Origin of the sequence: Rheinheimera pacifica (genome assembly GCF_900108485.1) — a bacterium.
In the GTDB taxonomy this organism is placed as follows: Bacteria; Pseudomonadota; Gammaproteobacteria; order Enterobacterales; family Alteromonadaceae; genus Alishewanella; species Alishewanella pacifica.
This window is the reverse complement of sequence record NZ_FNXF01000005.1, coordinates 79344-93516: the sequence shown is the minus strand read 5'-3', so window position 1 is coordinate 93516 and position 14173 is coordinate 79344. Positions and strand designations below refer to the sequence as shown.

The 14173-nt window shown below is 49.1% G+C and carries 15 protein-coding genes; 8 read left to right on the top strand and 7 right to left on the bottom strand.

What is annotated here, in order from left to right; genetic code table 11:
• The first annotated feature begins 1 nt into the window (after position 1).
• Together hutI and BLW68_RS08550 are read left to right on the top strand one after the other, a co-directional pair.
• Positions 2–1228, top strand: coding sequence for an imidazolonepropionase (hutI, locus tag BLW68_RS08555; RefSeq protein ID WP_092792631.1), 1227 nt, complete (start codon positions 2–4; stop codon positions 1226–1228).
• 62 nt (positions 1229–1290) lie between these two features.
• Complete coding sequence (locus BLW68_RS08550; protein ID WP_092792328.1) at positions 1291–2820, top strand: putative bifunctional diguanylate cyclase/phosphodiesterase; 1530 nt, start codon at positions 1291–1293, stop codon at positions 2818–2820.
• On the opposite strand, the gene BLW68_RS08545 is transcribed toward BLW68_RS08550, so the two are convergent.
• Entirely contained in the window at positions 2807–3862 is a 1056-nt protein-coding gene (locus tag BLW68_RS08545; protein WP_092792326.1) for a formimidoylglutamase, read from the bottom strand. The two genes, BLW68_RS08550 and BLW68_RS08545, sit on opposite strands and share 14 nt — an antisense overlap.
• 12 nt (positions 3863–3874) lie before the next feature.
• Positions 3875–4360, bottom strand: a complete 486-nt coding sequence (gene rraA / locus BLW68_RS08540; protein ID WP_092792324.1) for a ribonuclease E activity regulator RraA — start codon at positions 4358–4360, stop codon at positions 3875–3877.
• 169 nt (positions 4361–4529) lie between these two features.
• Here rraA and BLW68_RS08535 point away from each other — a divergent pair, with 169 nt between their 5' ends.
• The 4 genes from BLW68_RS08535 to BLW68_RS08520 all read left to right on the top strand — a co-directional run bounded on the left by BLW68_RS08535 (position 4530) and on the right by BLW68_RS08520 (position 9877).
• Positions 4530–6539, top strand: coding sequence for a putative bifunctional diguanylate cyclase/phosphodiesterase (locus BLW68_RS08535; protein WP_092792322.1), 2010 nt, complete (start codon positions 4530–4532; stop codon positions 6537–6539).
• Positions 6540–6594: 55 nt separating this feature from the next.
• Entirely contained in the window at positions 6595–7119 is a 525-nt protein-coding gene (locus BLW68_RS08530; protein ID WP_092792320.1) for a phosphatase PAP2 family protein, read from the top strand.
• A gap of 79 nt (positions 7120–7198) precedes the next feature.
• Entirely contained in the window at positions 7199–9058 is a 1860-nt protein-coding gene (locus BLW68_RS08525; RefSeq protein WP_092792317.1) for a methyl-accepting chemotaxis protein, read from the top strand.
• Positions 9059–9280: 222 nt separating this feature from the next.
• Complete coding sequence (locus BLW68_RS08520; RefSeq protein ID WP_092792315.1) at positions 9281–9877, top strand: acyltransferase; 597 nt, start codon at positions 9281–9283, stop codon at positions 9875–9877.
• Between the two features lie 70 nt (positions 9878–9947).
• Here the strand turns inward: BLW68_RS08520 and BLW68_RS08515 are convergent, their stop codons facing one another.
• Complete coding sequence (locus BLW68_RS08515) at positions 9948–10727, bottom strand: SDR family oxidoreductase (RefSeq protein WP_092792313.1); 780 nt, start codon at positions 10725–10727, stop codon at positions 9948–9950.
• Positions 10727–11053: a nuclear transport factor 2 family protein gene (locus BLW68_RS08510; protein WP_092792311.1), complete on the bottom strand. Its 327-nt coding sequence runs from the start codon at positions 11051–11053 to the stop codon at positions 10727–10729. Before BLW68_RS08510 ends, BLW68_RS08515 begins: the two co-directional genes overlap by 1 nt.
• Before the next feature lie 93 nt (positions 11054–11146).
• On the opposite strand from BLW68_RS08510, the gene BLW68_RS08505 reads away from it, so the two are divergent.
• Both BLW68_RS08505 and BLW68_RS08500 read left to right on the top strand, forming a co-directional pair.
• On the top strand, positions 11147–11488 hold the full coding sequence (locus tag BLW68_RS08505) for a winged helix-turn-helix transcriptional regulator (protein ID WP_092792309.1): 342 nt from the start codon (positions 11147–11149) through the stop codon (positions 11486–11488).
• 129 nt (positions 11489–11617) lie between these two features.
• Positions 11618–11863 carry a type II toxin-antitoxin system Phd/YefM family antitoxin gene (locus BLW68_RS08500; RefSeq protein WP_092792306.1) on the top strand — a complete coding sequence of 82 codons (246 nt, stop codon included), beginning with the start codon at positions 11618–11620 and terminating at the stop codon, positions 11861–11863.
• Between the two features lie 13 nt (positions 11864–11876).
• Here the strand turns inward: BLW68_RS08500 and BLW68_RS08495 are convergent, their stop codons facing one another.
• The 3 genes from BLW68_RS08495 to hslV are packed head-to-tail and all read right to left on the bottom strand — an operon-like array spanning position 11877 to position 14148.
• A complete protein-coding gene (locus BLW68_RS08495; RefSeq protein ID WP_092792304.1) occupies positions 11877–12281 on the bottom strand; it encodes a gamma-butyrobetaine hydroxylase family protein in 405 nt (134 codons plus the stop codon).
• 2 nt (positions 12282–12283) lie between these two features.
• Positions 12284–13618, bottom strand: a complete 1335-nt coding sequence (gene hslU / locus BLW68_RS08490; RefSeq protein WP_092792302.1) for an ATP-dependent protease ATPase subunit HslU — start codon at positions 13616–13618, stop codon at positions 12284–12286.
• Positions 13619–13629: 11 nt separating this feature from the next.
• A complete protein-coding gene (gene hslV / locus BLW68_RS08485) occupies positions 13630–14148 on the bottom strand; it encodes an ATP-dependent protease subunit HslV (RefSeq protein WP_092792300.1) in 519 nt (172 codons plus the stop codon).
• Positions 14149–14173: the final 25 nt, after the last annotated feature.

Sequence of the window (14173 nt, the reverse complement as noted above, 5' to 3'; positions counted from 1 at the left end):
TATGCAGCAATTTGATGCTATCTGGATAAACGCCAATATCGCCACCATGACCGATAACGGCACGGCCTATGGCAGCATAGAAAACGGTGCTTTAGCGGTTAAAGATGGTGTGATTGCCTTTGTTGGCAGCAAAGCAGATTTGCCGCCATTCGATGCTTTAGCTACCCCCTTGTATGACGCCGCTGGTCAGTGGTTGCTGCCGGGTTTTATCGATTGCCATACGCATTTGGTGTATGCCGGTAACCGTAGCAATGAGTTTGAAATGCGCTTAAATGGCGCCAGTTATCAGGATATTGCCGCAGCAGGTGGCGGTATCAAGGCTACGGTGGCTGCGACGCGTGCAGCCAGCCATGCCGACTTATTTGTGCTGGCCAAAGACCGGCTTAATACCCTGTTGGCACAAGGTGTAACCACAGTAGAAATTAAATCTGGTTATGGCCTCGATTTAGCCAGCGAGCAAAAAATTCTTGAAGTGGCCGCTGAGCTGGATAAGCATCATCCGGCAACAGTGCAAAAGACCTTTCTGGGGGCCCATGCATTACCACCTGAATATGCTAACGACGCCGATGGCTATATTGCTGCGGTGTGTCAGATGCTGCCGCAGTTACATGCGCTGAAGCTGGTCGATGCTGTGGACGTATTTTGCGAGAGCATTGGCTTTAGCCCGGAGCAAAGCCGTCAGGTATTTTCAGCCGCCCGCGCGCTTGGCTTACCGGTTAAAGCCCACGCCGAGCAATTATCTAACCTCGGTGGCAGCGCCTTAGTGGCAGAGTTTGGCGGTTTGTCGGCCGACCATATCGAGTTTCTTGATGAGGCCGGCGTGGCCGCTATGGCTAAAGCCGGCACTGTGGCTGTGTTGTTGCCTGGCGCGTTTTACTTTTTGCGTGAAACCCGGCTACCGCCGATTACCTTACTGCGCCAATATCAGGTGCCAATGGCAGTGGCGACCGATCTTAATCCCGGCACGTCGCCGTTGTGTTCTTTACCGCTGATGCTGAATATGGCTTGCACACTGTTTCGTTTAACGCCGGAAGAAGCTTTGCTGGGCGTAACCCGGCATGCTGCCAAAGCGCTTGGCTTAACAGATCGCGGTACTCTGGCGGTAGGGCAACGGGCTGATTTTGCCTGTTATGCCATAAGCCGCCCGGCAGAGTTATGCTACCAATTTGGTGTGAACTCACTTAAACAGCTGATTATTAATGGTAAAGAGATAAATCACCGGCGTTAATCTGCTTTACAAGCTAGTATTTTAGCTTAAGCTAATAGCACTATTTTTGCTGGAGTATTGCTTTGTCTTACCGGCTGCTTGTTCCTGGCCTGCTCAGTTGTCCGTTGGCAGCACAGACATCTGAGTCTTCGTTGCCCATCGTCAGTTTGCTTAGCGGCTTTTTGCTGCTGGCATTTATCTACATGTTTAAACTGAAACTGGACATCTACAAGCTGCAAAAAGCCAGAACGGCAAAAAAAGGCAGCCGGCTTGGTTTTTATTCTCTGCATGACGATATCAGTGGTTTTCCAAACAAATTCTTTTTACAGCAGCAACTGGACGAACTGCTAAAGCGGGCGCCTGAGCAGCATTATTCATTGTTACTGATAAAAATAACGCAGTTTGACCAGGTGAATAAGTTACTTGGGCACAGCAACAGTAACCTTATTCTGGCACAGATAGCCCAGCGTATTAATGATCATCTGGCCGGCGAAGATAAAGCCCTGACGTTTGAATTCCGGCAGCAAAAGCCCACCCGGGTATGTCATTTAGGCGGTGTGGATTTTGCTATCTGGGTAGACAGTGACGACAAAGAGCATATGGCCGAGTATCTTGCCGACACGCTGGAACGCGCAATTCCTGAACCGATGATAGTGCATGGCTGTGCCGTTGATTACCAGCTACAGTCGGGTATTGCACATTATCCTGAGCATGGTACGCAGCTGAATGAGTTGCTGGAGCGCGCTTATCTTGCATTGCAATATCACAGTTCTTTGCAGGGCAACAGCCAGGTGTTTAGCACCGACATGCTGCACTACACCAACGACAAATTAACGCTGATGGCAGAGCTGCGCCAGGCGATTAGTGAGCAACAACTGGAGTTGTATATCCAGCCGCAGGTAGATATGCGTAGCCACGAAGTATTAGCCGGTGAGGTGTATATTCGCTGGCGCCACCCAAAACGGGGCTTGCTGACGCCAGACAGTTTTCTGGCACTGGCAGAAGAAATGGGTGTTATTTACCCGCTGACTCAGTGGGTATTAAATGAAGCCGTAGCCATGATCGCCAAGCTAAAACAAGCCGCTCTGGTGAGTAAAATTGCCGTGAATATTTCCAGCAAAGACTTACTGCACGATGAGCTGGTTGACGCATTGGAGCAGTTATTTGACAAATATCAAGTAGCACCGGGGCAATTGATACTGGAGCTAAAAGAAAGTGCGCTGGTGGCTGAGCCGGTAAAAGCTATGACAATGCTGCAACGTTTACATCAGTTGGGTGTGGAGCTGGCGCTGGATGATTTCGGCACCGGCTTATCATCGCTGGCTTATATCAGGCAATTACCTGTGCAGTACGTTAAAGTTGACTGCTCTTTTATCAGTGATCTGCATAAATCTGATATGAATGCTGCCATTACCGGCGCCATTATCGATATGGCGCGTAATTTGGACCTGGGGGTAATAGCCGAAGGTATAGAAGAGGCAGCAGTAGAGCAGAAATTACTGCGCATGGGCTGCAGCCGGGGCCAGGGCTTTTTTTACTCGCGGCCGTTTGAGCTCAGTGGTTTTGCGGTATGGTTAAAGCAATGGCAGCCAGATAAGGTTAAATTGCAATAGCCTGATCTTTTTTACCCTGTATAAAGGCCAACACCAGAGCCGATAACACTTGCCCGGCTTCGTTAACGCCAGCCGCCAAACCAGCCGGATGTTGTGCCGGAGCGGCTTCAGCCAGATGCAAATAACGGCTGCGGGGTAATTTAGCCAGCTGATATACAAATTGCTCAGCTGCCTGCACACTAATACCGCAGTTAGTAAAGGCGCTTACCGGCATCAGGCTGATGCTGTCGGTGTCTACTTCAATACCAATGTCGCCACTGCCTTGCACGACATTGTCGATACACAAATCCAGCGCTTGCTGGTAATTCAGTTCCTGGCGGACAAAAATGCGCTGGTAGCTACAAAATTCGCCCCCCGCTTGTTGCAATTGTGCGAGAGTCGCGGCGGAATTTTTCAGCTCATGCAAACCCAGCACAAAGTAGTGTTTTAGCATGCCTTCGTGCCAGGCATAGCTAAAGCCATTGCCGCTGTGGCGGCCTTCAAGCGGCCGGAAATCTGAATGCGGGTCTAAATTAGCGCAATTAACCTGTTGGCCGCTGGCCTGGCTAAGCGCTTTTATTATCGGGTAACTGTTATTGTGGCCACCGCCTATTACAACCGGTAATAAGCCAGCGGCGAATATTGCCTGCACCACCGCTGCAACTCTGTTATCCAGGGTATCAACGCATTGGCGTAACTGGCTAAGCTGCTGCGGTTGCTGGATATCAACAGTGGCTTGCTGTTGTAAGTCGGCGCAGTGTATTTCACCCAGCAGCAAAATTTGGCCGGCGGCAATAAAATGATTACTTTGCAGGTTAACAAATTTGCTTAAAAAGGCTGACCAGCCTTTATCTGCACCACCCTGGCCAAGGTTAGCGCGGGGGCCAATATCTTCCGGCACACCAAGCAGCACAAAGCGGCAGCCTGCGGCTTTGCTTTGTGCCAGTTGCTCAACCAGGTTTAGCTTAGTATCAGGCAGGCTTAGCGCCTGCCCGAGGCGCTGCTCACCGTCACGCGTGCTGCAGTATTGGTTAAGTTGCTCGCGGGTAAAAAAGTTCAGCATGCTAAAGCCGTTTTATTCAATATCCAGTGCATCTGGCGACATAATAATGCCAGTGCTGTCGGCATATAAATGATCACCCGGTAAAAAGGTCACACCGGCAAAATTCACCGGTACATCGGTTTCACCAAAGCCTTTATCATCAGCGCCCACCGGAATGGCATTAACTGCATGAATACCGATATCGAAATCTTCCAGCAGATCTAAATCGCGTACACTGCCATAACACACTATGCCTTCCCAACCATTAGCCGCAGCCAGTGACGCCAGTTCAGCGTCAATAATAGCGCGGCGGGCAGAGCCACCAGCATCAATCAGCAACACTTTGCCAATGCCCGGATCGGTTAGCATTTGCCGTACCAGGCCGTTGTCTTCAAAACACTTGATGGTATGAATTTTACCACCAAAAGAACGTCTGCCACCGTAGCTGGCAAACAGCGGCTCTACCACATCAACCAAATCGGCATAAAGATCACATAATTCAGAAGTGTTGTATTCCATACGAAGCTCCGGTTGAGAAAAGGTACTGAGCCCACAGTATAGCGCTGACTGGAGTAAGCTCAAACTATTATTATTATTGGTTTTTCGTGGCCTGCAGCCTGCGGCACAGTTGTCGTTTTGACAGGTTGTTTGCTATGGTGATGGTAACCAAATTTACCGGCAGCCAGTTGTGACCACCGAATTATTTGCCAGGTTTGTTGTTTACTTCACCCAGCTGGGCATAGCCTTATTATTGTGTTACTTGCTGTGGCATTTCAGCCGGATATACCGGCAGGAATATATTAAATGCTGGTTTGCTGCCTTGCTGTGCTTTGCCTTGTACCAGTCGGCAATTTTGATCCAGGGGGCAGCAGGGCTGGGCCGTGGCACTACGCTAATATCTTCAGTGTTTCAGTTCTTACTGATTTTCACCAGTTACGCTTTTGCCGTGCTGTTACTGCGCGGCATGGTAATGACACGGCATGACAGGCAGCATCTGTTGTTAAGAGTAAAGTTGTTGCCTACTTTGCTGCTGCTTAGTGCTGTTGCGTTACTTAGCGTAGTGCCATTTGCGCTGAGCGATGCCTTAGCCGGTTGGCAGTTATATTTTCAGTTGTATATCAGATTGTTACTGATGGGGATTGTGTTGCTAACAGCCGCTGTAGGTTTATGGCAAAGAATGTCACCTACATTGGGGCAGAGGCTGGCCGTGGTTACGCTGATACTTTGGGGCTTACTGTACGTTGGCAATGGCATCTGGCTGATGCTGGCAGAGCGCCAGGAAGAATGGAGCTACTGGATCCTGCTATATAAAAGTGCCGAATTGTTTTTGCTCTGCTGCTTGGGGCTAAGTCTGATTATATGGTTGCAAGAGCATGAACGCAGTACTAACGAGCAACTAACCGAAAAAGCCCACTACCTTAACCGCTATGATCAACTGACCGGTGCATTAAACCGTGATGCGCTGTTATCTGTACTTAACGACCAGTTGCGGCAGGAGAAGGCGGCGCCGTTGCATTTGCTGATGCTGGGGTTAGATAAATTTAAAACCGTTAATGAGTCGGTTGGCCTGAAGCAGGGCGACGAGATTTTACGCCAGCTGATCCGGCGTTTTGAACAAAGTGTGTTAAAACCGGCACTAATTGCCCGTACCGGCGGCGATATTTTTACTCTGGTGATCACCGATGTGCACAATGATACCCAGCTGCAGTTTACCATCCGGCATTTACAGCAATTGGTAGAAAAAAGCTTTGTGCTCGATTGTGGTTCACTGAAGTTAAGCTGCAGCATTGGTCTGGCTAAATTTCCCCTGCACGCTACTACTGCAGAGCAACTGGTGCAAAAAGCCAATATTGCTTTTCATCAGGCCAAACGCATGCAAAGCCGCTGGCTGGAGTATCAGCCCGGTATGGAGGACGAAACCAGCCGTTTGATCAGCTGGGAAACAGAGTTACTGGCCGCGATGGAACACAGCCAGTTTGTATTGTACTTTCAGCCGCAGTGCAGCGCGCGCGACAACAGCATAGAAGCCTTTGAAGTGCTGTTACGCTGGCAGCATCCGCAAAAAGGTTTTTTGCTGCCGGGGCAGTTTTTGCCCTTTGTCGAGCAGCTTGGGCTAAACCGGCAACTGGATTTATGGGTGCTGCGCAAAGCCGTATACACCATCAGCCAGTGGAAGCAGCAACAGTTGCATATTCCGCTGGCGGTAAATATGTCACCGGTAAATTTTCAGCTCGACGGCCTGAAACGTGAAATCCAGCGCTTATTGTTGCAGTACAAAGTATCACCGGATCTGCTGGAGCTGGAAATCACCGAAAACACCGCCATGCATGATATGGAAAAAGGCTCAAATTACGTGATGGAGCTGCAGCAAATGGGCATCCGGGTATCTATTGACGATTTTGGTACCGGTTATTCTTCGCTGGCCTATCTGCGGCGTATGCCAATAGACAAAATTAAGATAGACCGCAGTTTTGTCATGGATATGGCCGGTAACGATTCCGATATGATGATAGTTAAAACCATGATTAAACTGGCGCATGGTTTGGGCAAACGTATTCTGGCTGAAGGCGTTGAAACTGCTGTGCAATTAGAGCTGCTGCAGAATATGTCTTGTGATGCCGTGCAGGGCTACTATCTGGCTAAACCGCTGACAGAGCCCGATGCCATCGCATTTTATCGCAAAAAAATGTCATTATAACGTCATAAAAAGCCGTTAGGCTGCGTTTAGTCAGGAGAAATGACAGGGCGCAGTTATGTTACTTAAACGTCTGGAGCAATGGGATCATCACTCATTTTGCAGCTTGTTCAGCCGCAGCTCGTCCCGGCAGGCTTTTATAGCCAGCTACTTTTTGTCTAAAACAGCTGATGGCCCGTTGTACCTGCTGCTTTGCGGTATTTTATATCTGTTTAGCCATAGCGACGTTACAGAGCTGACTACAATACTGTTGCTGGCTTTTGCGCTGGAATTGCCGCTGTATTTAGTGCTGAAAAATTGTATTAAACGGGCGCGGCCGGCAGATATTTTAACCGTGTTTGGTTATGCACATATTACCCCTTCTGACCGCTTTAGCCTGCCGTCCGGCCACACAGCCGGTGCTTTTGTAATGGCTACCACACTGGCTATTTACTTTCCGGCACTGGCTGTGCTGCTACTGATTTGGGCCTGCAGTGTGGGTATGTCCCGTATTATGCTGGGGGTGCATTTTCCGCTTGATGTTATCGCCGGTGCCACTCTGGGTACTTTATGTAGTTTAAGTGCCTATATTATATACAATTAGTGTTTAACCAAAAAATAGCCCGCACTTTTATCTGGCTGCGCTATGCTCAACTGAGTTGTTAATAATCCAGGTGAGCAGCATGAATCAGTTACGACAATTATCGATAAAGCAGCGGTTGTTTATTAACGGCGGGGCGCTGGTGGTGGCAATGGCGGTAATGCTGCTGATCTTGTTTTATCAAAGTGCGCAGTTAACCTCTCTGGCCAGAACACAGCAGTTGGTAGAGCAAATCAGTACCGACGTGCTGATGTTCCGCCGCCATGAGAAAGATTTTGTTATGCGCACCGATCTGCGTTATCAGCAGCGGCTGAATGACCACTACAGCCAGATGCAGCAGCGCGCAGCAGAACTGCAGCAGTTGTTAGAGCAGCACAATATTGACGCTAAACCACTGCAGCAGTTTCTTAGCTTAACGGCGCAGTACCAGCAAGCGTTTAATCAGTTAGTGGCGCAGCAACAGGTTGTCGGCCTGAACCCGTCCTCTGGCATGATGGGAGAGTTGCGCCAGACGGTACATCAGCTTGAAAGCCATTTTGAACAACTGGGCAGTGACAACCTCAGCGTGCTGTTACTGCAATTACGCCGCGCCGAGAAAGACTTTCTGCTGCGGCGGGATCTGGCATATCAGCAGCAGTTTAACCAGATAGCATTGCAGTTACAGCAAGTAGTAGCTGATGATGCCAGTGGTAAAAATTTGCTGGCTAATTATCAGCAGCATTTTACTGCGCTGGTTAGTTCAATGCAGCAAAGCGGTTTGGATGAAACCCAGGGCTTAACCGGGCAAATGCGTAGCGCCATTCAGAATACCGAAGCCAGCCTTACGGAGTTATCTGCGCAAACCAGTGAAGCTATTGCCGACGCTGTTACTTCAGTGCAGCGGCTGGCGGTAGGCATTTTTGTTTTGGTGCTGGCGGTAGTGTTGCTGCTGGTAGCCATGACCAGCCGCAGCATATTGCGCCCGGTGCTGGATGTATGTAAAACCATTGGCCTGATTCGCAGCAGCAATGATTTTCGTATGCGGGTTGATGTTGCCGGTAAAGATGAAATGAGCACCTTAGCCACAGACTTCAACGCCATGCTGGGCGATTTTCAGGATTTAATTAAAACGGTAAATCAGGCGCTGGAAATGCTTGATCAGGCCACCAATGAACTGGCACAGTCTACAGCCGATACCAGCCGCGGCATGCAGCAACAGCAAAGCGAAACCGATATGGTTGCCACAGCAGTAACTGAAATGGGCGCAACCATCAACGAAATTGCCAGTAATACAGAAAACACCGCTGCCAGAGCAGAAGCGACCAATCAGAATGCCCAAACCGGCAGAATGGAAGTACAGCAAACAGTACAACGTATTCAGCTGTTATCAGACCGGCTGCAAAATGCCGCCGGGGTAGTGTCAGAGCTGGAGCAGGACAGCAAAACCATAGGCTCGGTGCTGGATGTTATCCGCGGCATTGCCGAACAAACAAACTTACTGGCGCTAAATGCTGCCATTGAAGCGGCCAGAGCAGGCGATCAGGGCCGTGGTTTTGCCGTAGTGGCTGACGAAGTACGTAACCTGGCAATGCGTACGCAGGAATCAACCCGGCAGATTGAAGCCATAGTAGGTGGCTTGCAGGGGCGCACCAATGAAATTGTCAAAGTAATGCTAAGTTGCCGCGAGCAGGGTAGCGAAAGCGCCAGCCAGGCAAATGTGGCCATGCGTTTGCTGGGTGAAATCACTGCAGACGTTAGCAATATTATGGATATGACTACACAAATAGCCGCGGCAATTGAGCAGCAAAGCCATGTGGCAGCAGAGGTAAATAAAAACGTGGTTAAAATTCGGGATCTGTCGGATGAAACCTACGCTCACGCCAGACAAAATGCGTCGATCAGCGAAGAAGTCGCCCAGCAGGCAGCCCGTTTACATCAAACGGTAGACAGGTTCCGCGCCTGAGCTGGCAGCATAAATACTACGCAAAACCCCAGCCCGTCTTATCAGACGGGTTTTGGTATTTTAGGTTAACAGCAAAACTTTTTGTACCTGAAATCCGTTGTAAATAATCAAGAATCACAGTAATATTTATCACATGAAATTTACAAGTGTAGGTCAGCTTGTGTTTAAATACGAGCGCGCGTCGAAATAAGCTTTAGACCAAATTACTACATCAAGGTATACATGAAAAAACTTTCGCTGATGACATTCATTTTTATCGGATTAACTGCCTGTAGTCAGAGTGGTAATCCAACAGAGGAAAAAATCCGAGCTGCACTTGCGGATAAAGTGAATAAGAAGGGTTGTGCTTCTTCTGTTTTGTTCAAAGAGTTCCCAATTCCAAAATCTCAACAAACAAATAATAATCAGCGAATTATTCAGCCGTTTATTAATGTCGGCCTCATCGAGGATAGTGGAGATGCATATCTTTTAACAGAGCAAGGGCGTTCTGCATACGACCAGAATGCGTCCGGATTTTGCTATACAGATCAGTATACGATAAGTGATATATCTGTAGTAAAAAAAGAGATGGAAAGTGATTTGCCCTCAGCACTGTCTGGTGCATGGTATGTAACCTTCAAGGTTTCTCCGCAAAATGTTGACGATTGGGTAAAAACCCCAGAAATCATTCAAGCTGCAAGCCGGGCTTCTGTTGAGGATGTTACAAAGATACACTCATTTACTGTACGTTTGGCTACGAAGCATGGTGAGGAACAACTTATTGTAGCCGACCCTCGTTTCAGTTTTAGTCCGGGGATACATTTTAATATGGGCTGGTGATTATGAGCATGAGCGATGCGTATTTGATTCAACAAAACGCATCACACACTATTTTCCAGTGCGCCATGCTTTAAACCGTGGGAGTGGTTCCGCCGTCAATCACATATTCTGAGCCGGTAATACTTGCCGCGAGTGGCGATGCAAGAAATGCTATCAGATTTGCCACTTCAACAGGTTTAGACGGTCGCCCGAGCGGAATGCCGCCAAGTGAAGCCATAATAATCTGTTTGCCGCCCTCGTAATCAGTGCCTGCCTGCTCGGCCAGCCGTTCAGCTAACGCCACTGATGCCTCTGTTTCAACCCAACCTGGCGATACACGCACAACCCGTACACCTTTTGGTGCGACTTCTTTAGACAAGCTTTTGATATACGCTGACAATGCAGCTTTGGCGGCAGCATAAGCCGTGGTTGACTCTGGCAGAGGAAGTACGTTCTGAATGGAGGTGACATGAATAATGACACCTTCGCCTTGTGCCAACATTTGCGGTAGTAAAGCGCGGTCTAAGCGCACGGCTGGAAACAGGTTGAGATTTAACTCATGTTGCCACACGTCTTCGCTGAGCGCGGCAAAACCACCGGCCGGTGCAGCTGAACCACCCAAAACATGAATGATAATATCAACGCCACCAAGGCGGCTGTTCACAGCATCTATCAGCGTATTGCAGCCCTGTATTGTTGTCAGGTCAGCCGCGACAAACAGTTCTTCGGGAAAAGACGCCGGGCGGCTTCGTGCCGAGGCCAGTACACTTGCGCCACAATCCCGCAGCAGCGTCACAACTGCTTCACCTATCCCTTTTGTGCCAGCAGTTACCAGCACTTTTTTGCCTTGTAGCGCTAAATCCATAGCCATCAGGAAATCTCCAGCGATTGGATCTTGTCGCCATTAAGGACAAAGACATAGCTCAGCTGTATCGGGCTGCCAGGGAAATTGCCACTGACTTCTGCAACCACGACTTCTTGCTGTTCCTTAGAAGTAACGCTGATGGGCTTGGCGCTGAACTGATACTTTTGCCGGGTTTGCTGCAGCCAGGATTCAATAGCCGCCTGGCCCTGATAATTGCCACCTTCATCAAGTACAACGGCCTCTGGCGTGAAACAATCCTTTACCCGGACCGAGCCTGTGCCGTTGCCGATCGCAAAATAATTATTGATGGATTTAGCTAACTGAATATTCACTTAAATTTCTCCTGCTGCACTGTTGCTGAGCAGGAAGTTTCTGCTTAGGCTTACCAATAATCAAGAACGCACGAAAAAGTAAGTGACATACCTATGAGAAAGATTTATACGCCTGCTAGCGCTGCGGCGGAAACGCTTGAAGCAATTAAATTTCTGGAAGGGCGCTGGAAGCTGGTGATCCTGTTTCATTTGTTCGACGGAAAAGTGCAGCGTTATTCTGATTTCGAGAAACTTATTCCTGACATTTCGCAAAAGATGCTGGCTCAGCAGCTGAGAAAGCTTGAAGCAGATGGTATTGTGCAGCGCAAGGTATACCCGCAGGTGCCACCTAAGGTTGAGTACCGCTTAACTGCCTGGGGGCAGGCATTGTGCCCGGCTTTAGACGCGCTGTTAAACTGGGCAGAGCAGAAAGAGAGCATTGAGGAGCCAGTTTAACAGCTATGAGTTTTCACGTGCTGTAAACCAGATCCTTAACCAAACGCAATGCTGTAAACTCAGCGCTGGCACTTTTTATTATATAGGTCTAAAATTAGCACTTAATTTAGAGTTGAAAAAGGTGTTTTTATGAAGCGGGTTTTGGCAGATTACTCAGTCAGCATTTCAGAGTTAAAAAAGAACCCAACAGCCTTACTTAACGAAGCCAATGGCGCTGCTGTTGCTATTCTTAACCACAACAAACCTACGGCTTACCTTGTTCCGGCAGAAACCTATGAATGGTTAATGGATATGCTGGACGATTATCAGTTATCACAATTGGTTGAACGCCGAAGGACGGGGCTTGCTGAAGCAGTGGAAGTAAGCATTAAATGATGATTAATCTTGCTTAATAACGCACCTTGACGGTAATTAAATCATCGCGGTTGGCGTTGGCCTGATCCAGTTGTGCCAGATACTGTTGCCATAGCTCGCTTTGCTGCTCACTGAGTTGTTTAAGATATTGCCAGCTGTAGATGCCGCTGTCGTGGCCATCGTCAAACACCAGCTTTACCGCATAATGGCCAACCGGCTGCAGCTTGCTAATGCTAACCAGTTTTTTGTTGCTTACCAGTTTTGGCTTGCCATGGCCACGTACTTCAGCCGATGGTGAGAACACGCGCAAAAACTCTGCACTAAAGCCTGCCACAGTGCCATCGCTGAACGTGATGTCCAGCATCCGGCTCTGGCTGTGGTAGTGCAGGCGGCTAACCTGCAGCTGAGTAGTTTGTGCGCTGTGCTCTGTATTGGCCATCGTTACAGAATAAACCGGCTTAAGTCGTCGTCTTTTACCAGGGCGCCCAGATGCTTTTCAACATAAGCGGCGTCAACCTGAATATGTTCACCGGCGTGGTCGGCAGCGTCGTAAGAGATTTCTTCCAGCAGTCGCTCCATTACGGTGTACAGGCGGCGGGCGCCAATGTTTTCGGTGGTTTCGTTTACCTGCCACGCTGCTGCTGCCAGGCTTTTAATACCTTCGGCATCAAAACTCAGCGTAACACCTTCAGTGGCCAGCATCGCAATAGATTGCTCGGTCAGTGAGGCTTTAGGCTCTGTTAGTATGCGCTCAAAATCGGCAGCACTTAAGGCTTCCAGTTCTACCCGGATGGGCAGGCGGCCTTGTAATTCCGGCACTAAATCTGATGGTTTACTCATCTGAAAGGCGCCTGAAGCAATAAACAGAATATGGTCGGTTTTTACCATGCCGTGTTTGGTATTGACGGTACAGCCTTCAATCAGCGGCAGTAAGTCACGTTGTACGCCTTCGCGTGAAACGTCCGGCCCGCTGGTTTCACCACGCTTACATATCTTGTCAATTTCATCGAGAAATACGATGCCGTTTTGCTCTACAGCTTCCAGTGCCTGGGCTTTTAACTCTTCCGGGTTAACCAGTTTGGCGGCTTCTTCTTCGATCAGTTGCTTAAAAGCATCTTTGATTTTCAGTTTACGCTTTTTCTTTTTCTCACTGCCAAGGCTCTGAAACATGCTTTGCAGTTGCGAGGTCATTTCTTCCATACCTGGCGGTGCCATAATTTCAACACCGATAGGGCCTTGCGATAGCTCCAGCTCAATTTCTTTATCGTCTAACTGGCCTTCGCGCAGTTTTTTGCGAAATACCTGCCGGGTGTTGCTGTCTGCTACGGGTTTATTATCGGCTTCGCCCCAGCTGTCACGAGCCGGTGGCAGCAGTACATCTAAAATACGTTCTTCTGCAGCTTCTTCAGCGCGAAAGCGGTTTTTCTCGATCGCCTGCTCGCGGAACATTTTTACCGCGCTGTCGGCCAGATCTCGGATAATGCTCTCTACCTCTTTGCCAACATAGCCCACCTCAGTAAATTTGGTGGCTTCTACTTTAATAAAGGGGGCATTGGCCAGTTTGGCCAGACGGCGGGCAATTTCAGTTTTACCGACACCGGTGGGGCCAATCATCAGAATATTTTTCGGCGTAACTTCCTGGCGCAGTGCCGGTTCCAGCTGCATGCGGCGCCAGCGGTTACGCAGGGCTATAGCCACAGCACGTTTGGCTTTATTCTGGCCGATAATGTGGCGGTCCAGTTCGTGCACAATTTCTCTTGGGGTCATATCAGACATAAAGTACCTGCTTATAATTCTTCAATGGTCTGGTGGTGATTGGTGTAAACACAGATATCACCGGCAATAGTCAGACTTTTCTCAACAATGTCGCGCGCACTTAACTGGGTATTTTGCAGCATCGCAGTAGCCGCAGCCTGGGCGTAGGGGCCGCCGCTGCCAATGGCGATAAGGTCATGCTCGGGCTGCACTACGTCACCGTTACCGGTAATAATCAGTGAGGTATTGGCGTCGGCTACAGCAAGCAGCGCTTCAAGCTTGCGCAGCATGCGATCAGTGCGCCAGTCTTTGGCCAGTTCAACCGCGGCGCGCATTAAATGGCCCTGATGCACTTCAAGCTTGGCTTCAAAGCGTTCAAATAAGGTAAAGGCGTCTGCCGTACCACCGGCAAAACCGGCAATAACTTTGTTGTTGTACAAACGGCGAACTTTGCGGGCGTTGCCCTTCATTACGGTATTACCAAGCGAAACCTGGCCGTCACCGCCGATGGCAACGTGGCCATCGCGGCGAACAGAAACAATAGTGGTCATGGATAAGCCCTGTGGCGTGATTAAC

Coding starts and splice junctions, on each gene's coding strand:
- hutI (WP_092792631.1), top strand. CDS start 2: ATGCAGCAATTTGATGCTATCTGGATAAACGCCAATATCGCCACCATG.
- BLW68_RS08545 (WP_092792326.1), bottom strand. CDS start 3,862: ATGCTGAACTTTTTTACCCGCGAGCAACTTAACCAATACTGCAGCACG.
- rraA (WP_092792324.1), bottom strand. CDS start 4,360: ATGGAATACAACACTTCTGAATTATGTGATCTTTATGCCGATTTGGTT.
- BLW68_RS08530 (WP_092792320.1), top strand. CDS start 6,595: ATGTTACTTAAACGTCTGGAGCAATGGGATCATCACTCATTTTGCAGC.
- BLW68_RS08525 (WP_092792317.1), top strand. CDS start 7,199: ATGAATCAGTTACGACAATTATCGATAAAGCAGCGGTTGTTTATTAAC.
- BLW68_RS08520 (WP_092792315.1), top strand. CDS start 9,281: ATGAAAAAACTTTCGCTGATGACATTCATTTTTATCGGATTAACTGCC.
- BLW68_RS08515 (WP_092792313.1), bottom strand. CDS start 10,727: ATGGCTATGGATTTAGCGCTACAAGGCAAAAAAGTGCTGGTAACTGCT.
- BLW68_RS08505 (WP_092792309.1), top strand. CDS start 11,147: ATGAGAAAGATTTATACGCCTGCTAGCGCTGCGGCGGAAACGCTTGAA.
- BLW68_RS08500 (WP_092792306.1), top strand. CDS start 11,618: ATGAAGCGGGTTTTGGCAGATTACTCAGTCAGCATTTCAGAGTTAAAA.
- BLW68_RS08495 (WP_092792304.1), bottom strand. CDS start 12,281: ATGGCCAATACAGAGCACAGCGCACAAACTACTCAGCTGCAGGTTAGC.
- hslU (WP_092792302.1), bottom strand. CDS start 13,618: ATGTCTGATATGACCCCAAGAGAAATTGTGCACGAACTGGACCGCCAC.
- hslV (WP_092792300.1), bottom strand. CDS start 14,148: ATGACCACTATTGTTTCTGTTCGCCGCGATGGCCACGTTGCCATCGGC.